We start from the raw sequence: 19757 nt of genomic DNA on the forward strand, positions 1-19757 counted from the left end.
CCCATTTTTCGAATTGCTTTCAACGGCTACTGAATGGTGCGTATCCCCCATAGTATATACTATACAGAATGTTGTAGGGAGCATTTCATTCTTTCACTAAATTTTTTAGGCTCGTCCACATGGAATCCAAGTATAATAAATTTCTTTTTGATGCCATAAAGACCCATTAATTCATTCTCCTTTTTCAAGTGAAGTATTACATTGTGACTTTCAAGTTCTCCAAGTGGCGAGAGTGTTTTGGTCAATTTGTCTTTTGCTAGTGATTTTTGGGAAAGTTCAATTTTGTCAACATCAGAAAAGGGGATTTCAACTTCATTTAAAATACCATATTTTAAAGTAATACTCTCTTGATTGATAGTAATAGGTCTTTGTGTCAGCGATTTCGCGAATCCAAAAACTTGGATAGCTGAGTAAATACTTAATGCTGTTAAAATCCAAGCGGCAATTAAACTCCAGCGTGTAAGTAAAAAATGAATAGCAATTGTCTCGATACCAATAATTAGAATGAAGGCATAAAAAAGAGCTGGTGTTCCACTTCTTTTGTGATAAGAAAATTCATTATCATTAAGTTTTTTGGTTTTCCAATTTATGAAACCATAATAGAAAACCGCAACTTCAGTTGCAAAAGGCAATACAAGTTTTTTTGGAAGAATATCATAACAAGTACTTTTAAGGGCGTTAAAGAAGTCCGGTGTAGAACCTTGCAATCTTTATTACGAAAGTCAATATTGAAATTTCAATTATTGGCAAGGCCCAAGTTTTGAAAATTGACAAATAGGTTTGACTTTCTGGGGGCAGAAAATATGAACCAATTATAAGCCCGATTATCATCACAGGAATAACCGTAGTATTCGGAATTTTGGATTTTCGTATTAGCAGAAAGTAAACAAGTGGAACTGTCAAAAGTAAGTCAGTCGTTATTGCAAAGCTTAAAGTATCATTCCCGTTTAGAAAGGAAGATTTCATTAGCAAAATTAGCGTCCCTAAAAGAACAAGCGGAACACCAAATTTGATAAGATTCCGATTGATATTTATTGTTCTGATCATCTCGGTTTTTTTAATGAGAAAAAACCATAAGATGATTTTTCCCATAATACAGTTATACTGTTTATCTTCAAATATAATACAAAACCCTTATTTACAGATAGCCGCCTGCAACGTTTCCACCTTGGTTTGCAGTATTTTATTCTCCTCTTCCATCGCGGCTCCAGTGGGTCTTTGGCGTTGGTGTAACTTCGTTTTCATCTGTATGGTTTTTTATTAGATCGTTATGCTATTTAATTAGTCTGTTGTGGCGTTTAATTAGTCAAACTAATAATTTTATTAGTCAAACTGATAATTTTATTAGTTAAACAGATAATTTTATTAGTCAAACGTATACTTTAATTAGTCTTATATACCATTTAATTAGTCTGTTATGGCATTTAATTAGTCTTCCGTATAATTTTATTAGACTGTTATAGTGTTTTATTAGTCCGTTATACTATTTTATTAAACAACAGTGATATTAGACGAAAAATAGACTCTTTTAAAAAAGTTCTGGAAGCAGATATCGGTTTCTAAAAAATAGTCGCTTCGGAAATAGGACGGTATGTTTCCATTTCGCTAAAAATTTCAAAAAAAGGGAGGCGTTCTTCTCAGGTTTTAGTAATTTCATAGGAAGTAAAAAAAATCAGTTCCCATGAAAACTTCAAAAAGACTGGACCAGGCCCTTCAAAAACTTTATACCGCTTTTCATAACAACACCTTAAACCCCGAGTGCTGCAAGCAATGCGCCGTGGGCAATATTTGTGACGGTACCGATAGCTGGAAGCACCTGAGCAATGGGCACGGGATGTTTCAACTCAGTTATGTGGGGCGCGTGCACCAAAGCCTGGGACGGCGGTTCAACGGATATACGCCCTTGGAACTTCTAAACATAGAGGCCGAATTTTTAAAAGGCTGCGGCTACACCTTGCCCCTGCACCACAAAAATGCCAAGCCCAAAAACCCCACCGACAAGGAAACACTTTTTGGAGGGCTCGCCGCAGCCATTGCCTACCTGTGTAAGCTGGAAGGCATCTCCAACGTAATGGATCCCGCCGATTTGCTGCGCAAGGCGAAAGCGGTAAACCCACAAGTGGAGGCCGAAGTCTAAAAAACAAATTCCCACCCCTGTATGCAGCAAAAAGACGTTGCGGATCTTTCCGTAAAAAAGAGCAAGGCGCCCTTATATGCCTCCGTGGCGATTCTTGCCGTCTTGTTGTTTTCCTATTTTGCGATTCCGCAGGTAAACCAGTTTCTTAATGAAGCGTGGCAAGTGCTTACCAGCAACGATGAAACCCGCATAAAAAATTGGGTGAGCGATTTTGGGTGGATGGGCCCGGTGGTAATTATCCTCGCGATGATTGTCCAAATGTTTCTCTTGGTAATCCCCTCCGTCCTGCTCATGATAGTTTCCATCTTGGCCTACGGACCGGTTTGGGGGAGTGTTATCATTCTTATTGCGGTGTTTTGCGCCTCGTCCGTTGGATATTTTATAGGAAAATTTTTGAGTGCCGAATTGACCGCGCGCCTTTTGGGGAAAGGAACCACCGAAAAAATGACCGATTTCCTGAACAACTATGGCTTTTGGGCAGTTTTTATCACACGCCTAAACCCGTTCCTCTCCAACGATGCCATCAGTTTTGTGGGCGGCTTGTTGCGCATGCGATATTGGAAATTTATTTCGGCAACGCTATTGGGCATTGCGCCCCTCACCTTCCTAATAGCGATAACGGGCCAAAACACCGAATCCCTAAAATCCGGCCTGCTGTGGGGGTCGCTGGCCAGTCTGGTATTATTTGGAATTTACATTTGGTGGGACAAAAAACAGAAGAAGAAAAACTAAAAAATCCCTCCAAAGACAAAACCACCTTTGGAGGGATATAATTAGGAAGGAAGTATAATTATACTTTTAAATCGCCCTGTACGCCTAAGTCTGGCTCGTTGCCGGTAACGGCGCCCTTTGCCATTTTTAATAGGGAAAGTACTTTTCCATTTTTGGTGTCCCAATAATGGGCGTCTTCGGGCACCACCTTAATTGCCGTAATCATAGGGTCATCCTCGCCATCAAACCATGCATCGTCACCACTACCGTATAATTCCTTAATTCTGTTGCGGTCCGTACTTATGTGTGCACGACCGTAAATACTCAGAAACTCAAAGTTGCCCTTATCGGCATAGATAAGTTGGGTCTTGTTTTCCTTTTCAAGGTTCTGGTTGTGCTCACTGGTTTTATTGCTTAAAAACCAAATGTTGCCTTCGTCATCCACTTCTTTCGTGCTCATAGGGATAACGTGGAACGGCTGATTTTTTAAGTTGGTAGCCATCATAGTAAAATCTATGGACTCGGCCATTTCCTTAATTTTCTTTTTGGCTTCGGTACTGTAAAGATTTTTTGTGCTCATAGTTTTTTATTTTGAAGATACTAAACAATGTGGGGACAGCCTTTTAAGGAAATCATAAAGTTTAGATTTTTTGGAAAAAGAATAAACAAAATGAATTATTCAGCAGTATATGCAATACGCCAAATATGGTTGGTAGTATCATCGGTAATCAACATGGACCCATCGGGAAGCAGCGCTGCCCCTACCGGCCTGCCACGCACCTCGTCCTTTTGTGGGTCAACTATAAACCCAGTAAGAAAATCTTCTGGTTTACCGGCAGGTTCCCCATTTTTGAACGGAACGTACACTACTTTGTAACCAGAAAGAATATCCCTATTCCAAGAGCCGTGCTGTACCACAAATGCCCCATTTCTATATTTCTGCGGAAAAGCGTCTGCCGTGTAAAATAGCAATCCTAAGGAAGCGGTATGCGAGCCGAGATCAACCTCGGGCACAATGGGCTGCTGTAATTTTATATTGGGTGGAATAGGCACTCGAGGATCTAGATGATTTCCCCAATACATATAAGGCCATCCATAGAAACCACCTTCCTGCACGGAGGTTAAGTAATCGGGCACTAGATTATCGCCCAGGCCGTCCCGTTCATTAACGGTAGTCCAGAGTATTTGTGTAGTTGGCTCCCAATCCATTCCCACTGGGTTTCTTAAGCCAGTGGCATATACTTTTAGGCCACTGCCATCGGGATCCATTACAAGAATGTTTGCTTTCAGTAGCTCGTGCTCCATTCCCTTTTCGCCTATATTATCACCGCTGCCCACGGCTATATAAATTTTGGAATTATCGGCATTGGCAAGTATGTTCCGCGTCCAGTGCTGGTTTACCTTTCCTGCGGGCAAATCTGCAATCTTTTTGCCCTTTGCCGTAATATTGGTCTGTCCCGGCACATATGGATAGCGCAAAATGGCATCGGTATTTGCTACATACAGCCAATTATCAATAACCAACATTCCAAAAGGTTGGTTGAGGCCATCCTCTTTAGTAAGCAAAGTTTGCCGTAAATCAGGCATACCATCATTATCGGTATCCCGAAGGAGCGTAATTACGTCAGCGCTTTTTGCGAGATTATTGGAGCCCCCTGCCCCTATTATTGTAGCACCAATTTGCTTCAGAATGCTGTAATTGCTATTACTTTCTGCAACCAGCACATCGCCATTGGGAGTTACGTACATCCACCTGGGGTTTTGAAAACCATCTGCGTATTTCGTAACGGTGAAACCCGCGGGAGCTTTAGGTGTTTGGCCATCTTCCCAACCTATAACATTGGAATAATTGGAAACGGGCTTGGTTGCATAAGGATCGGGCAATTTCTTTTGTGTTTCAACCTGTGAAAAAATTGAAAGCGGCAACAGCAACACAATTAAGAGAAACCTTTTCATACTTTGAATATTTATAATTAGTCATTAGTTTTTAAGACGCATTATGGCTTTCTCATTTACAAACTCCTTCATCCCGAAACCACCGTGCTCACGGCCATATCCAGAATTCTTCACGCCGCCAAAGGGCATATTTGGCTGTGCAAGGCCAAAGCTGTTGATAAAAACCATTCCTGTATCGAAATATTTACTGGCCAGGTCTATGGCTTTCTTCTCGTCTTTAGAGAATATTCCCCCGCCCAGACCATATCTGCTGTCGTTGGCAATGCGCATGGCATCATCCTCATCTTTAGCACGGATAAGCGACGCCACGGGACCAAATAGTTCATCATCATAGGCAGGCTGTCCCGGTTTTACATTATCGAGGATCGTAGCCGGATAAAAGAATCCGTTGCCTTTGGGCATTTCGCCACCACAAAGAATTTTGGCTCCTTTCTTCACACTCTTTTCCACTTGCTCATGAAGCGTCTCGCGAAGATCCTTCCGCGCCATCGGACCAATTTTTGAATCTTTGTCGGTTGGGTCGCCGTGAGTTATTTTTTTCATCTGCTCCACATAAGCATCGCGGAATTCATCATAAATTTTATCTACCACAACAAAACGTTTTGCGGCCACGCAAGTCTCACCGTTGTTATAAATTCTTCCTCTCACACACATCTTTACCGCCAGTTCCAGATCTGCATCTTCCAGAACAATATAGGCATCGTTACTGCCCAGTTCCATAACGGTCTTTTTTAGCGCGGCCCCAGCCTTTTTGGCAATGGTACGCCCTGCATCGGGACTTCCAGTAAGGGTAACACCCCGCACCAATTCATGCTTTATAATCTTATCGCTCTGATCGTGGGTTATTTTTAAAACTGTAAATAGGTGTTTGGGCAAGCCGGCATCTTCGTAAATTTTCTGAAGCATAAGGCTTGTACCGGTAACGTTTTCGGCATGTTTCAACAAAATACCGTTTCCGGCCATAAGGTTTGCTATGGAATATCGAATTACCTGATACACGGGAAAGTTCCACGGCTGGATGCCATAAATTACACCAATGGGAGAATAGGTAATCAACCCTTTGCCACCGTCGGGCAGTTCGCGCTCCTCATCCTTCAGGGTTTCAGGACCGTTGGCCGCCGTCCAGTCGCAGATACCTGCACAAAGCTCAACTTCTTGTTTGCTTTGTTTTAGGAGTTTCCCCATTTCGGTAGTCATCAATTCTGAGAGTTCCTCTGCATTTTCCTTTAGGCCCTTCCCGATGGCCTTTATTATCTTTCCACGCTCCTTGTGGGAAACTAAACGCCAATCCATAAAGGCGTCGTGGCATTTTTTCACCGCATCGTCCGCCTGCTTATCGGTCATCAAAGAATATTTCTTGATTGTCTTCCCTGTTGAGGGATTAATAGTTTTCAGGTCTTTTTGTTGTTCTTTTTCCATAATTTTTTTCTTTTTGATGAATATATTGTTTTGGGCAATAATTGTGTCTTAAGAAACTGTTATACTTTTGTTGCCCTTTGCTGAATTTCATTTTTTTACATTTTTACCAATGCCATTATGAAAAACCTCAACACAGAAGCTATCCGCCCAGCCAAAAAAACCGATTATACCCAAGTGGCGCCCTTAATCGTGCAGGCCATGGAGGATCTGGCCTGTACTTTTGCCAATACTGAAGAAGCTGCGGAAGCTATTCCTTTGTTTGAATATTTCTTTCAGAAAAAAGCCAACCAGTATAGCTTTGAACACACTTTGGTTTATGAGGAAGAGGGAGAAATCCTGGGATCGATCACCTTTTATGATGGTAAGTTATTGCCGGAATATCGCGCTCCATTTCTAAAATATATTGCTGAAGAGTACAACGCCACCAATATTACTATTGAAGACGAAACCATTCCCGGGGAGGTGTATATTGATACCGTGAGCGTCGCGCCAAACCATCAGGGAAAGGGGATTGGCAAGAAATTATTGGCTACCGCGATTGCCCAATCCAGAGTGGAAGGCCATGAAAAGATTGGTCTATTGGTAGATTTTAAAAATCCCAATGCCAAAAAATTATACCTCGCCCTAGGTTTTGAGGCCATTGGCCAAAAGCAACTGGGCAAAGAACGTTATGAGCACTTACAGCTTAAACTTTAGCACCTTCCATTAAGTTATGAAAATAATTGGTTGAGAACCGCCAGCGATTTCGGTTTTTGATAGCCCTGCACGTGAAAGCTGTAATATGCAAGCATAAGTTCAAGCAATTCCTTTCGCTCATGTTTGCTGATTTTAACGGTGCTTAGTGTCTCAAAGTCTATTTTGAAGAAATATTTAAAGTTTTCAACCCGCTCGCCATCTACACAATAATTGGAAGTATTTGTTTCCTGAAAATTTCCTTCCACAATATTGAAATAGTTTTTCTCAATAGCCGTGGCGTCTGGGTAAAAACCCAAATACATACTTAGTTGCAATAAAAAGAAAATATGGAAATTAGCGACCTCATCATGACCGTCCAGCCACTGGAACGCATTTTCCAAAAAAACAAAGAGTTCATTATTGGTTTCTTCCTCACGGATACAGTTTTTCAGCATTTCAGCCAAGAACATAACCAATCCTGATTTTACAATATCGGTATGCAGGGTTTTATATGGAAAGGAAATTTTGGCTTCCTTAATATATTCCAAAGTGCCTTTGTTTTTGTGCTCGGCGATAAGTTCCAACTGGGTGAGCGGCTGAAAGAAGGATGCCTTCAGTTTGCCTTTCCTGGTCTTCATTATATTGCGGAGCAAATAGCTCTTAATACCCGCCGTTTCCGTAAAACAACTTACAATAAGATGTGCTTCGGAATACTTAATTGCTGAAAAAACAATGGCTTTGGTGGCAACGACCATTAACGGATTATCATTATTTTTGAAACCTTCGTTTCAACGTTATCTTCAGTGGTAACGAGCACCAGATACACGCCCGATCGCACTTTATATCTTCCAAAAGCAGTGGTGTCCCAAAGCACGCTTCCGCCTTGAGAGGTTTCCTCAAAAACCAGGCTACCGGTGATGTCGGTAATTTTAACATTGGCCTGCGCCGTGAGGCCGTCAATAGTTACGTTTCCATTAAATCCGGGCCGTACAGGGTTGGGAAAAGCGTGAACGTTCTCCAAATTGTCTCCGGGTGCGGTAGCGGTTCCCCGATAGGCCACCAAGCCTTGCGTGGTCGCAAAATATACTACCCCGGTAAATGGATCTATCGCTATATCCTGTACGTTATTGGTAGGTAAGGGCGAATTATCTTTTGTAAAGCGCAGCAAGGTTTCCTGTCCGTTTGGCGATAGATAGAAGGCACCCGAGGTGGCTGTTGCAATCCACTTATTGTTTGACCCATCTACTTCAATATCGGTAATTGATTGTTCAAAAAGTAGTTCTTGTGGCACTCCATCTTCCAATATAATAATTGATTGTGAATCTGGAGTGGTGCCCTCATCAAAAAAACTTCCGGGACTATACAACACCCGTAATCCTTTCAGGGTGCCGATCCATAATCTGTTCTGCGCATCAAAAGCTAGGGCCCTGACGTTATTTGTAGGCAAATTACCCGCCCCGGGATTATCGGAAATCTTATTGAACTTGTTGAGCGTTGGGCTATAACCAATTAACCCGTTGCTGTATGTGCCAATAAAAATGTTTCCTTCCCTACTTATCGCCAACTTATTTAAAGCGAGCTCTGAAAGGGGACTGGGCAAGATATCCGTGATATCGGTTTTCTGGAATTGTCCATTTGGCGTTAACTTAATAATGCCTTCATCGGCTTTGGTCTGAACAAACCAGAGATTGCCCTGACGATCGAATTCGGAACCAAATATTCTTATACCATTGTCAATATTGCCGTTCGGGGCGGTTACAATAATTCTATCAAGTGGACTATTGGTTTCGTTGTAAAGTATGGTGGGCTCTTCATTTACAATTTTAAGGAGTCCTTTTTCAAATGAACTTATAAAAACTTCCTCGGGTTTTTCGGGGTTGATAGTAACCTTCACCAGATCGGTAGGCTCTCCACCTACCGCAGCACTCAGTTCCTCATAACGTATGTTGTTCCAAAGTGTATCCTTTAAATGACTTATACCAAATCTAGAAAGTGGATACGGATTGAAATCTATGTCCACCTCGCCGAAAGCGACCCAAAGTTGACCGGGTGATGCATCCAAAGCATAAGGCCTATTTCTAATAGGCCCATTGGGAAGAATTTGGGTAGCCTGCATACCTCCAAAAGGCACTATTAAAAGCCCATCCTCCTTGGTGCCGATGTAAAAATTGTTACCAAAACCATAACCGGAAAGTAAATCGAGGTCGAAGTCCAGAACGGTACTTGCCGCCGCCTCCTGTACAAAACCATCAGAATAAGCCTGAATGGAGGATTTTGTAGTAATGGTCAATAAATTATCTGCTAATCGAAATTTAAGTACTTCAGAATTGAAATTCTGGACTGCGCTGGTAATTCCATCTGGCGTAAAGCGCAAAATGGTGTTTGATCTATTGGAAGCGAAAAGCTCGTTTCCTAATTTTTCCGCAGCCCTAAATCCGCCGCCTATTATGGTAGTCCAGTTTTGATAATCTATCAAATTATCATCGGCCACAAGAGCCCTGCGCATTCCACTGGTAGAACTGGCAGCAAAAATATAAGGTTCCTGCACGACAGTCTGGACAATATCAATTTGGCTACCGCCGTCGCCGATAAAATAGGTATCACCAAATTCAAGTCGGGCCAAATCAAAAACCGATATTCCGTACTGGGTGGCAATGTAAACCTTATCGTTGTATTCGGTAAAGTTGTTGATGCGTTTTTTATCTGGGGGAATGGTTTGTTTTTCTAAAATATCAACTACTTTTAAAACGTTTTCTTCACCTTCTTTAATAATCTCCATCAGCCCATTTTCGTAGCCGATTACCAATAAATTGAAAGTATCGCTATAGTGTATGGTTGTAATGGCATTACCAGAAAGCCCATTAATGGTTGAGTACGTTTTTATCTGCTGCGTGGCAAGATCGTAGGTGAATACGGCATTTTCAGCCCCCACAAAAATTTTATTGTCACCTTGTGAAATATCTTTTATGGAAACATAGGAGAAATGACCCGTCCAGCGGTCCTCAAAATTCTGGGCGCCTGCCAGAAAGGGAAGTATAATTAGCAAAGCAATTGCCCACTGCTTCATAATATATATGGTTTTGAATATTAACACGCTAAAATACTATTTATTGCGGTACTGGAATGAAAAAGCCTTTCCATATCTTTTATTGCTAAAAAAGATCAACGGAAAGGCTTTATCCTTATTTTGATTTGTGATATTTAAACTACTCCTTGGGCGAGCATGGCATCGGCAACTTTTACGAAACCGGCAATGTTTGCGCCTTTTACGTAATCTACATATCCATCCCCATCTTTTCCATACTGTACGCAGGCTGCGTGTATATCGTTCATTATGCCGTGAAGTTTTTCGTCCACTTCCTCTGCAGTCCAGCTTAAACGCAAGGAATTCTGCGACATTTCCAGACCAGAGGTTGCCACTCCCCCTGCATTGGATGCTTTACCGGGCGAAAACAGAATTTTCGCTTTTTGGAAGGCTTCAATCGCCTCTGGGGTACAGGGCATATTGGCGCCTTCGCCCACGCAGATACAACCGTTGTCCAAAAGCACTTTAGCTTCTTCGCCGTTCAATTCGTTTTGGGTGGCACAGGGAAGGGCAATATCGCATTTTACCTCCCACGGGCGCTTTCCTTCTACAAAATTGGCTCCTGTGTATTTATTTGTGTATTCGGAAATTCGGCCGCGTTTTTCGTTTTTCAACTCCATAACGAAAGCTAACTTTTCCTCATCGATACCTTCGGGATCGTAAATATACCCCGCAGAATCTGAAAAGGTGACCACTTTTCCACCAAACTGGATCGCTTTTTCGGCGGCATATTGGGCAACATTCCCCGAACCGGAAATAACCACCGTTTTACCTTTAAAACTCTCTCCTCGTGTGGCTAGCATATCTTTGGCAAAATATACGTTGCCATACCCCGTGGCTTCGGGACGGATGAGCGAACCTCCATAAGAGCGCCCCTTTCCGGTGAGTACACCTGTAAATTCGTTGCGAATACGCTTGTATTGACCGAACATATATCCTATTTCACGTCCGCCCACGCCTATGTCGCCTGCGGGAACGTCGGTATCCGGGCCAATATGACGGAACAGTTCTGTCATAAAACTTTGGCAGAACCGCATAATTTCGGCATCGCTTTTTCCTTTCGGATCAAAGTTTGAGCCTCCTTTTCCGCCGCCCATAGGCAAGGTAGTCAAGCTATTTTTAAACGTTTGCTCAAACCCCAGGAATTTGAGAATACTAAGGTTGACCGAAGGGTGAAAACGCAAACCGCCCTTATATGGGCCGATTGCCGAGTTAAACTCAACTCTGTACCCTTTGTTTACGTGTATTTTGCCATCATCATCCGTCCAAGGCACTCGAAAAAGAATAGTGCGCTCCGGCTCTACCATGCGCTCCAGCAATTGCCTGTTTGCATATTTTTCATTTTCTTCAATAAAGGGGATTACTGTTTCAGCGACTTCGGTCACTGCCTGAAGAAATTCAGGTTCATTGGGATTGAGTTTTTCAACTTCAGAAATGAAATCTCTTATACTTTGCTTCATTGGTTAAAATTTTATTTTACTTTTAGCGAATTTCCGTCGGCAATGGTTTGTAACAATGGGTTTTATCTAAAATAGCGATTAGGAATTTGAAGAAAAACGTACTTTAAAAAACCATTTACATAAGGAAGGAGCAAATATAAGCGTTATGATAAAAACTGGGCGCCAAATTTTTACAAATTAGCTAAATAGCTTCATTAAATTTCCCTGTTAAATATGTTTTTATATATTTGTTGTGTCTCAATCTAAACCTATATATATGATGAATACCAGATTTTTGCTATTGGTATTTTTCTTGTTGGTTTTTTCTAAACAAGAAGCTTACAGCCAGTTTGGCTTTTCACACGAAGTGGGTTTAATTACAGGACCTGTAGTTTTTTATTCAGATTTTGGCCAACGGAACAATTTTGAGACTAATGCAAAGAATACTGGGTTCGGGGTAGGACTTATCCATTACCTCAACTTCTCTTACCGCGCCGATTGTAACTGCTATACCCGGGATACGTATTTTAACGATCATTTTAAAATACGCAATGAAATTGATTACCACAAAACAAATTTGGAGCATTTTGGGCGGTGGGTAGAGCCGGACCAAACATCACTCTTTGCAGATCAGCTACGTGCAATGAGCGGTTCAGTTACCGTTATTGAGGTGGGTTCGCAACTTGAATATTTTCCTTTAAGCATTCGTGATTTTGCAGCAGGAGGCTACAAGATTGCACCATTTATCAGCTTGGGGGTTCATTGGGTAAATTTTGATCCTGAAATTAAATCTTCTCTCGGGCCATTAAACAGCCCCATCTCCACCCCTGATAAATATTTCAACGCGTTCCAGCAAGATCCGGCTTCAACTTGGGCAGTAGTAGGGAGTGTGGGAATCAGATATAAACTTACGGATTTGAGCGACCTAATGCTTGACGGCCGTTGGCATTATTACTTCTCTGATTGGGTAGACGGTCTTAACCCGACTTTTGAAAATAACGGAACTACGCCAGTTCCCGAAAACAAAGCCAATGAATGGATCTATTGGTTAAATGTGGGCTATATCTATTACATAAATTAAATTATTTCAAATTATATTAAAAAGGCTCGGATTAATAACTCCGAGCCTTTTTCTTTATTTAATATTTAAGGGAATCGTTACCCGATTGCCTGCTTTAAATCTGCAATCAAATCTTCAACGTCCTCAATGCCTACGGAAAGACGTATCAACGAATCAACTACACCAATTTTTTCGCGCTCTTCCTTCGGGATGCTGGCGTGCGTCATACTTGCGGGATGTCCCGCAAGGCTTTCCACGCCGCCAAGACTTTCCGCCAAGGTGAAAATCTTCAACTTTTCAACTATTTTGATGGCTTCTTCGTAATTATTCCCTTTAGTAACGAAGGAAATCATTCCGCCGAAATCCTTCATCTGTGCCTTTGGGATGGCGTGGTTCGGATGGTTTTCAAAACCGGGCCAATATACTTTTTCGATTTTAGGGTGGTTCGCCAAAAATTCAGCCACTGCTTTTCCATTCTCGCAATGGCGCTGCATTCGGATGTGAAGCGTTTTCAACCCTCGCAAAACCAAAAAACAATCCTGTGGCCCGCAAATGGCGCCACTGGCGTTTTGGATAAAGTATAACCTTTCCGCAAGTGTTTTGTCCTTTACTACCAGAGCGCCCATAACCACATCGCTATGGCCGCCGAGGTATTTTGTGGCACTGTGCATCACAATATCGGCACCCATATCCAATGGCTGTTGTAAATAGGGCGTAGCAAAAGTGTTGTCCACGGCAAGCAAAACATTGTGCTTTTTTGCAATGGAAGCCGCTTTTTTAATATCGATTATGTTCATCATCGGGTTGGTTGGTGTTTCTACCCAAATGAGTTTTGTTTTATCATTTACATATTCCTCAATTTTATCGGCGTTTTCCATTCCTACAAAGTGAAACTTTATGCCAAAGCCTTCAAAAATCTTGGTAAACAACCGATAGCTTCCGCCATAAAGATCATTCGTAGAAATTACCTCATCGCCGGGTTTTAATAGTTTCATCACCGCATCAATTGCTGCAAGACCGCTTCCAAAAGCTAGGCCAAACTCTCCGTTTTCAATACTTGCAACAGCACGTTCCAAAGCCGCACGCGTGGGGTTTCCGCTGCGCGAATATTGAAATCCCTTGTGCCCACCAGGCGTAGTCTGTGAATAGGTGGAAGTTTGATAAATGGGCGGCATAACCGAACCATAGGCCGGATCTACATTGTGCTGCCCGCCGTGTATTGTTTTTGTGTTGAATTTCATAAGAAAATGGTCTTTTTTAAAGTAAGAATCCCAAACGCCAAAACTATATTTCAGGTTTTAATATAACTTTTGCAATCGCTGATTTTAAAGTTATTACTTTTGAATAGCAAATGTAAGGGTTTCGTTTGCTAAAGCTAACCATCTATTCCTTTTAACGTATGAACAGCAAAATTACGGTTGTGGCATTGATTGCACTAATTGTCGTGGGATGCGACCGAGAGAAAAATATTGAGATCTCTTCTGAAAGTTTTACGGAAAAGGAACTTGCAATATGCAAAAACAGCAAATGTCCCGAAGTTACCATAAACTATGTGGAGGTTTTTGGCGATGATGAAATTTCCGAAAGAATTAATACGAAAATAAAAAACTTTATCTTTTCGTCTTTATTGATGGGGGAAGACACCATTCCCACAGCCAAAACCATTCAAGAAGCGGCAACAAATTTTATTGAAACCTATAATGCTGATAAAGCCCAGTTTCCAGATATGGCCGGGGAATATTTTGCGGAAATCTCGGTCAATGAAATTTATTCCTCAAAAAAACATATCTGTTTCGAAATGCGCCAATACCTTTTTACCGGCGGGGCCCACGGCTATGGCACCACTTCATTTTTGAACATTGACCCAAAAACCGGAGAGGAGCTTACTTCAGAAGAGCTTTTTAAAAACAACAAGGAATTTACGGCTTTCGCAGAAAAGAAGTTTCGCGAAGAACAAAAAATAGCAAAAGACCAATCCATTAATGAAAACGGCTTCTGGTTTGAAAATGATGAATTTTATCTACCGGAAAGTGTCGGTTTTACGCAGGATAGCTTAATATTCGTTTACAATCAATACGACATTGCAAGTTATGCAGACGGCCCCATTGAATTGAAAATTGCGATGAAAGAAGCCGAACCTTTCCTCAGTATTGATTAATTTTGAACTATGCAAAAAGTATATTATTTATCAAGTTGTGATACCTGCAAAAGGGTAATGGACGAAATAAAAATTCCCTCGTCATTTATAAAACAGGACATCAAAGTGCAGGGCATCACCGAGGAAGAATTGGACGAACTTTTTAATCTTACCGATAGTTATGAGGAGCTATTCAGCCGAAGGGCGAAATTGTACCAAGAGCGCAATTTAAAAGAAGAGAATTTGCTCGAGGAAGATTACAAAGGGCTTATTTTGGAACATTACACTTTTCTGAAACGCCCGGTAATCGTAAACAATGATGAAATCTTCATAGGCAGCAGCCCAAAAACTGTTGCAGCCGCAAAAAAATCTATTCATAACAATTGACCAACCCACGCATTTTTGCACTTTTGGCCGCAACCACGGCGAGTACCATCTATGGTATAAACCACACTATCGCCAAAGGATTGATGCCAGATGTAATCCAGCCCTTTGGATTTATTTTGTTGCGGGTTTCGGGCGCAGCATTAGTCTTTTGGGTCATTAGCCTTTTCTTCCCTTCGGAAAAAGTTGAGCGCCGCGATTGGTTTCGTTTTATAATCTGCGCTTTCTTCGGAATGGTTTTGAATATGCTCGCCTTCTTTAAAGGATTGAGTCTTTCCACGCCCATCAACAGTTCGGTAATAATCACAATTTCCCCAGTTTTGCTATTGGTGCTTTCCGCTTTTATTTTAAGGGAAAGAATTACTTGGGTAAAAAGCCTCGGGATATTTTTGGGACTTGGCGGGGCTTTGGTTTTAATTCTTTTTGGGTTGAAAGCGCAGCCGAACGCTCCAAATATCCCGCTCGGCAATTTGCTTTTTATCATAAACGCTACTTCCTATTCCGTTTATTTGATTTTGGTGAAACCATTGGTTCCAAAGTACAGTTCCATTACTTTGATGAAATTTCTATTTCTCTTTGCGTTTTTAATAAACCTGCCAATCGGCATTTCAGAATTCTCGGAAGTAAATTGGACCAACCTGCCTTTTGAAGCTATTTGGAAACTTGCTTTTGTGGTTATCTGCACCACGGTTATGACCTATCTTTTGAATATTTACGCCCTAAAACAATTGAGCCCTTCCACCATTGGCGCGTTTATTTATTTGCAACCTGTAATAGCGGTACTTTTCGCAGTAATAGTTGGCGCCGATAGTCTAACCGCTTTGCGAATAGGCGCCGCAGCATTAATCTTTTTGGGCGTTTATCTTTCCACTATAAAGCGCGCCCGTAAAATTTCCGACTAAAGATCCTTTGGCCGCTGGCTGTACTTTCGGGTGTTTTCTTTGGTAAGAATTCTGAAATCGTCTGTCTTTTCCAACGCATTGAATATTTCGTAAAATTTCTTCGGAAGACCTACCAGTTTTCTTTCCGTAAGATCAATCCAAGCTCCCATCATTTCGCAACGGGCATAGTTTTTACCGTTTTCATCATAAAAATTGTGCAGGAATTCAAAATACATTCCATCTTCCGAAAGACCTTTCAACTGCAATGAAACCGTAACAGGCTTCCCGGGAAAAAACTCTCGGAAATAATACATATGCTCATAAAATGCCACGGGGCCCAAGTTGTATTCGGCCAAATGCCGCTGATCCATGCCTCTCTCCAGCATAAAGCTCATCCGGGTGTGGCTCATGTAGTCTATATAGGCACTGTTGCGCAGGTGGCGGTTGGCATCCACATCGCTCCAGCGTATTTCAAATTGTTTTGTGTACATCTTCAAACTTTTATGCAAATTTAAAGTACTTTTGTTATGCAAGCATAGTAAATATGTTTAGTTTCTGTTAAATGTTTTAAAGCGACACTTTGGATTCTGTAGTTGCTATTGATGCTATTGTTTTTGGTATTTTGCTTGTAATTTTTAAATAACTATGCCTTTAGTTTCCAGTAAGTTTGAGCCTCCCATAATTTTTAGAAACGCACACTTCGCTACAATTTATTCCGCGAAGCTCCGTCCGTCGCCAAATTTGATGCAACAGCGCGAACGCCTGCAATTGCCCGATGTCGATTTTATGGATATCGATTGGTCTTTTTCCGAAGAAAATTCACGGAAAGTTGCAATCCTGCTCCACGGTTTGGAAGGAAACGCCCAGCGAACCTATATGAAAGGGCAGGCAAAAATCCTGAACCAAAACGGGTGGGACGTTGCGGCCATAAATTTTCGCGGTTGCAGTGGGGAGGCCAATCTTTCGTATCAATCGTACAACGCAGGAAAAACGGACGATTTGGAAGTCGTCATCAATTCTATTTTGATAAAAGATACATACAGTGAAATAGCGCTCGTAGGTTTCAGTTTGGGCGGGAATCTGCTTTTGAAATATTTAGGCGAGCGGGAATCTTTTCCGAAGGAAATAAAAAAAGCCGTCGCCATTTCCACGCCCTTGAGTTTAAAAGGTTCTTTGGAATCTTTGAATGAATTCTCAAACTGGGTTTACCGCAACTCCTTTTTGACAAATCTTCGGAAAAAGTACAAAACGAAAATGAAGGAGTTCCCCGAAAAAATGACGGCTTCAGATTACAAAAAAATCACCTCCCTTTTGGAATTTGACAACGTTTATACGGCGCCGGCTCACGGTTTTAAGGATGCGTTTGATTATTACGAAAAGAACAGTAGCTTGCAATTTCTTCCGAAAATTCAAATTCCGGTCCTTGTTTTAAATGCCGAAAATGATAGCTTTCTTTCTTCGGAATGCTACCCCAAAGATTTGGCTTCAAAAATGAAAAACCTTTTTCTCGAAACGCCAAAATACGGCGGGCACGTAGGTTTTCACCAAACCAATAAATTGTATTACAGTGAAAAACGCACCATGCAATTCTTGAATGAATAATTGGGTTTGAAAACCCTCACCCCTGAGACCCACAACCTACCACCTAATTTTATTACCTTTGCCCTTCATTAAAACAGGAATATGATCCAATCCATGACGGGCTACGGCAAAGAAGTTGTTCAGTTGCCTTCCAAAACCATTACCATTGAAATCAAATCTTTAAACAGCAAGGGGCTCGACCTCAACACGCGTGTACCTTCGGCTTACCGGGAAAAGGAGCTTGAAATCCGCGATTTGCTCGCAAGATCATTACAACGTGGAAAAGTGGATTTTTCACTTTATATTGAAGTGACGGGTGAGGAGGTAACCACGCAGCTGAATGAAGGCGTTGTAAAGCAATATATAAAGCAATTGGCAAACGTGGTAAACGGTGATCCCGTTGAACTTTTAAAAATGGCAGTGCGCATGCCCGATGCCTTAAAAACCGAACGCGAGGAAATTGACGAGAAGGAATATAAAGCTATTTTAAAAGGAATTGACAAAGCGCTGGAAGCCATAAACGAATACAGGACCGATGAAGGTTTGGTTTTGGAAAACGACTTTTTTGAGCGTTCCAAAACTATTTCAAAATTGTTGGAAGAAGTGATTGCTTTGGATCCCGAAAGAATTGACGGCGTAAAGGAAAGATTGCGCAAGGCGGTTGCGGATTTAAAGGAAAAAGTGGACGAAAACCGCTTTGAGCAGGAATTGATCTACTACCTTGAAAAATACGACATCACCGAGGAAAAGGTTCGCCTTAAAAACCATTTGGAATATTTTGAGGAATCCTTAAAATCGCACGATTCCAACGGAAAAAAATTGGGTTTCATTACACAGGAAATTGGCCGTGAAATCAACACCATTGGCAGCAAGGCAAATTATGCGCCTATGCAGCAAGTAGTGGTGCAGATGAAGGACGAACTTGAAAAAATTAAGGAACAATCGCTAAACGTTTTATAGATGGAAGGAGGGAAATTGATTGTTTTTTCGGCCCCTTCCGGCAGTGGGAAAACCACTATCGTACAACATTTGCTGAAACAGGAGGACCTCAACTTGGAATTTTCGGTTTCGTGTACAAGTCGCGAGCCCCGTGGCGATGAAAAGCACGGCGAGAACTATTATTTCATCTCGTTGAAGGAATTTAAGCAGCACATTAAAAATGGCGATTTTTTGGAGTGGGAAGAAGTGTACCGTGACAATTTTTACGGGACGCTGAAAAGTGAAGTGGAACGCATTTGGAGCCACGGAAAAAATGTGATTTTTGATATTGACGTTGCTGGCGGACTTCGGATTAAGAAGAAATATCCGGAAAAAACGCTGGCAGTTTTCGTAAAACCGCCCAGTATCGACGAGCTGAAAATTCGACTTAAAAAACGCAAAACCGAGAGCGATGAACGCATCAATATGCGTATTGCAAAGGCTTCGGTGGAATTGGCGACCGCGCCGCAATTCGACAAAATCATTAAAAACCACGATTTGGAAACGGCCTTCAAGGAAGCGCATGATTTGGTGGAAGATTTTATAAAATCATAAAAATAATCCCGTACAGACGCGCGGCCGTGCGTCTCAGATGCGGGAACGTATCCCAAATATAAACGTGCAGACGCACGGCGGTGCGTCTCTACAGATAAAAATGGCAAAAAAAACAGGACTCTACTTCGGCACTTTCAACCCCATTCACGTGGGGCATTTGATCATTGCCAACCACATGGTGGAGTTCAGTGATTTGGATGAGGTTTGGTTTGTGGTTACGCCACACAATCCACATAAAAAGAAAAAAACGCTTTTGGAAGACCATCATCGGTTAGCGATGGTGCGGATTGCCGTGGAGGAGTATCCGAAGCTACAGGCCAGCAATGTGGAGTTTGACCTGCCACAGCCCAATTATACAGTGAATACTTTGGTGCATTTGGAAGAAAAATATCCCGAAAAAAATTTCAGTTTGATTATGGGCGAAGACAATCTGAAAAGTCTTCACAAGTGGAAAAATTATGAGGTAATTTTAGAACGCTATTCAATTTATGTTTATCCGAGAATTTCGGAAGGAAACACCCCCCTGCACCCCTCAAGGGGGGAAAAACTCCCGCAAATTAAAATAGTTGATGCGCCAATAATTGAGCTTTCTTCAACATTTATTCGCAAGGGCATAAAAGCTGGGAAAAATATTCGGCCTATGCTTCCGGCGGAAGTTTGGACGTATTTGGATGAGATGAATTTTTATAAATAATTCCGTTTTACTTTTAAAAATCCAGTTTTACGGAAATGAAAAACCGCCCCACCAAACTAACACTT

The 19757-nt window shown here is 41.6% G+C and carries 20 protein-coding genes; 11 read left to right on the forward strand and 9 right to left on the reverse strand.

From position 1 onward, the window contains the following. Window positions 1-59: 59 nt before the first annotated feature. On the reverse strand, window positions 60-707 hold the full coding sequence (locus tag MB09_RS07310) for a hypothetical protein (RefSeq protein ID WP_240484816.1): 648 nt from the start codon (window positions 705-707) through the stop codon (window positions 60-62). A 974-nt stretch (window positions 708-1681) separates the two neighbouring features. Between MB09_RS07310 and MB09_RS07315 the strand changes: the two genes are divergently transcribed. After that, window positions 1682-2137 carry a hypothetical protein gene (locus tag MB09_RS07315; protein ID WP_045080255.1) on the forward strand — a complete coding sequence of 152 codons (456 nt, stop codon included), beginning with the start codon at window positions 1682-1684 and terminating at the stop codon, window positions 2135-2137. A 21-nt stretch (window positions 2138-2158) separates the two neighbouring features. Beyond that, a complete protein-coding gene (locus MB09_RS07320) occupies window positions 2159-2869 on the forward strand; it encodes a TVP38/TMEM64 family protein (RefSeq protein ID WP_045080256.1) in 711 nt (236 codons plus the stop codon). Window positions 2870-2927: 58 nt separating this feature from the next. On the opposite strand, the gene MB09_RS07325 is transcribed toward MB09_RS07320, so the two are convergent. The 3 genes from MB09_RS07325 to MB09_RS07335 form a co-directional block, all read right to left on the reverse strand. Then, window positions 2928-3428, reverse strand: a complete 501-nt coding sequence (locus MB09_RS07325; protein WP_045080257.1) for a pyridoxamine 5'-phosphate oxidase family protein — start codon at window positions 3426-3428, stop codon at window positions 2928-2930. A gap of 95 nt (window positions 3429-3523) precedes the next feature. Continuing rightward, window positions 3524-4804 carry a PQQ-dependent sugar dehydrogenase gene (locus tag MB09_RS07330; protein ID WP_045080258.1) on the reverse strand — a complete coding sequence of 427 codons (1281 nt, stop codon included), beginning with the start codon at window positions 4802-4804 and terminating at the stop codon, window positions 3524-3526. A gap of 24 nt (window positions 4805-4828) precedes the next feature. Beyond that, window positions 4829-6223: an NAD-dependent succinate-semialdehyde dehydrogenase gene (locus tag MB09_RS07335; protein WP_045080259.1), complete on the reverse strand. Its 1395-nt coding sequence runs from the start codon at window positions 6221-6223 to the stop codon at window positions 4829-4831. Between the two features lie 117 nt (window positions 6224-6340). On the opposite strand from MB09_RS07335, the gene MB09_RS07340 reads away from it, so the two are divergent. Continuing rightward, a complete protein-coding gene (locus tag MB09_RS07340; protein ID WP_045080260.1) occupies window positions 6341-6919 on the forward strand; it encodes a GNAT family N-acetyltransferase in 579 nt (192 codons plus the stop codon). A 14-nt stretch (window positions 6920-6933) separates the two neighbouring features. On the opposite strand, the gene recO is transcribed toward MB09_RS07340, so the two are convergent. The 3 genes from recO to gdhA form a co-directional block, all read right to left on the reverse strand. Next, on the reverse strand, window positions 6934-7653 hold the full coding sequence (gene recO, locus MB09_RS07345; protein WP_045080261.1) for a DNA repair protein RecO: 720 nt from the start codon (window positions 7651-7653) through the stop codon (window positions 6934-6936). Beyond that, window positions 7653-9965, reverse strand: a complete 2313-nt coding sequence (gene porZ / locus MB09_RS07350; RefSeq protein WP_045080262.1) for a type IX secretion system anionic LPS delivery protein PorZ — start codon at window positions 9963-9965, stop codon at window positions 7653-7655. The genes recO and porZ overlap by 1 nt, the downstream gene beginning before the upstream one ends. 134 nt (window positions 9966-10099) lie before the next feature. Further along, window positions 10100-11443: an NADP-specific glutamate dehydrogenase gene (gene gdhA, locus MB09_RS07355; protein ID WP_045080263.1), complete on the reverse strand. Its 1344-nt coding sequence runs from the start codon at window positions 11441-11443 to the stop codon at window positions 10100-10102. Between the two features lie 259 nt (window positions 11444-11702). Here gdhA and MB09_RS07360 point away from each other — a divergent pair, with 259 nt between their 5' ends. Continuing rightward, entirely contained in the window at window positions 11703-12503 is an 801-nt protein-coding gene (locus MB09_RS07360; protein WP_045080539.1) for a THC0290_0291 family protein, read from the forward strand. A 77-nt stretch (window positions 12504-12580) separates the two neighbouring features. On the opposite strand, the gene MB09_RS07365 is transcribed toward MB09_RS07360, so the two are convergent. After that, window positions 12581-13723 (reverse strand): cystathionine gamma-synthase, encoded by a 1143-nt coding sequence (locus MB09_RS07365; protein WP_045080264.1) that lies wholly within the window; start codon window positions 13721-13723, stop codon window positions 12581-12583. 158 nt (window positions 13724-13881) lie between these two features. Here MB09_RS07365 and MB09_RS07370 point away from each other — a divergent pair, with 158 nt between their 5' ends. Genes MB09_RS07370 through MB09_RS07380 form a run of 3 tightly spaced genes read left to right on the forward strand, consistent with a single transcriptional unit; the run spans window position 13882 to window position 15905 of the window. Then, window positions 13882-14640 carry a DUF3298 and DUF4163 domain-containing protein gene (locus tag MB09_RS07370; protein ID WP_052671315.1) on the forward strand — a complete coding sequence of 253 codons (759 nt, stop codon included), beginning with the start codon at window positions 13882-13884 and terminating at the stop codon, window positions 14638-14640. A 9-nt stretch (window positions 14641-14649) separates the two neighbouring features. After that, complete coding sequence (locus MB09_RS07375; RefSeq protein WP_045080265.1) at window positions 14650-15006, forward strand: arsenate reductase family protein; 357 nt, start codon at window positions 14650-14652, stop codon at window positions 15004-15006. Continuing rightward, window positions 15003-15905, forward strand: a complete 903-nt coding sequence (locus tag MB09_RS07380) for a DMT family transporter (RefSeq protein ID WP_045080266.1) — start codon at window positions 15003-15005, stop codon at window positions 15903-15905. The genes MB09_RS07375 and MB09_RS07380 overlap by 4 nt, the downstream gene beginning before the upstream one ends. On the opposite strand, the gene MB09_RS07385 is transcribed toward MB09_RS07380, so the two are convergent. Beyond that, entirely contained in the window at window positions 15902-16375 is a 474-nt protein-coding gene (locus MB09_RS07385; protein ID WP_045080267.1) for an acyl-CoA thioesterase, read from the reverse strand. The genes MB09_RS07380 and MB09_RS07385 overlap by 4 nt on opposite strands. Before the next feature lie 154 nt (window positions 16376-16529). Between MB09_RS07385 and MB09_RS07390 the strand changes: the two genes are divergently transcribed. The 4 genes from MB09_RS07390 to nadD all read left to right on the forward strand — a co-directional run bounded on the left by MB09_RS07390 (window position 16530) and on the right by nadD (window position 19692). Then, entirely contained in the window at window positions 16530-17486 is a 957-nt protein-coding gene (locus tag MB09_RS07390; RefSeq protein ID WP_045080268.1) for a YheT family hydrolase, read from the forward strand. An 81-nt stretch (window positions 17487-17567) separates the two neighbouring features. Beyond that, a complete protein-coding gene (locus MB09_RS07395; RefSeq protein WP_045080269.1) occupies window positions 17568-18425 on the forward strand; it encodes a YicC/YloC family endoribonuclease in 858 nt (285 codons plus the stop codon). Then, window positions 18426-18998 carry a guanylate kinase gene (gene gmk, locus MB09_RS07400; protein WP_045080270.1) on the forward strand — a complete coding sequence of 191 codons (573 nt, stop codon included), beginning with the start codon at window positions 18426-18428 and terminating at the stop codon, window positions 18996-18998. Window positions 18999-19098: 100 nt separating this feature from the next. Beyond that, window positions 19099-19692 (forward strand): nicotinate (nicotinamide) nucleotide adenylyltransferase, encoded by a 594-nt coding sequence (nadD, locus tag MB09_RS07405; RefSeq protein ID WP_045080271.1) that lies wholly within the window; start codon window positions 19099-19101, stop codon window positions 19690-19692. The last annotated feature ends 65 nt before the right edge of the window (window positions 19693-19757 follow it).

It is taken from the genome of Aequorivita vladivostokensis (assembly GCF_000952855.1).
Taxonomy (GTDB): domain Bacteria; phylum Bacteroidota; class Bacteroidia; order Flavobacteriales; family Flavobacteriaceae; genus Aequorivita; species Aequorivita vladivostokensis.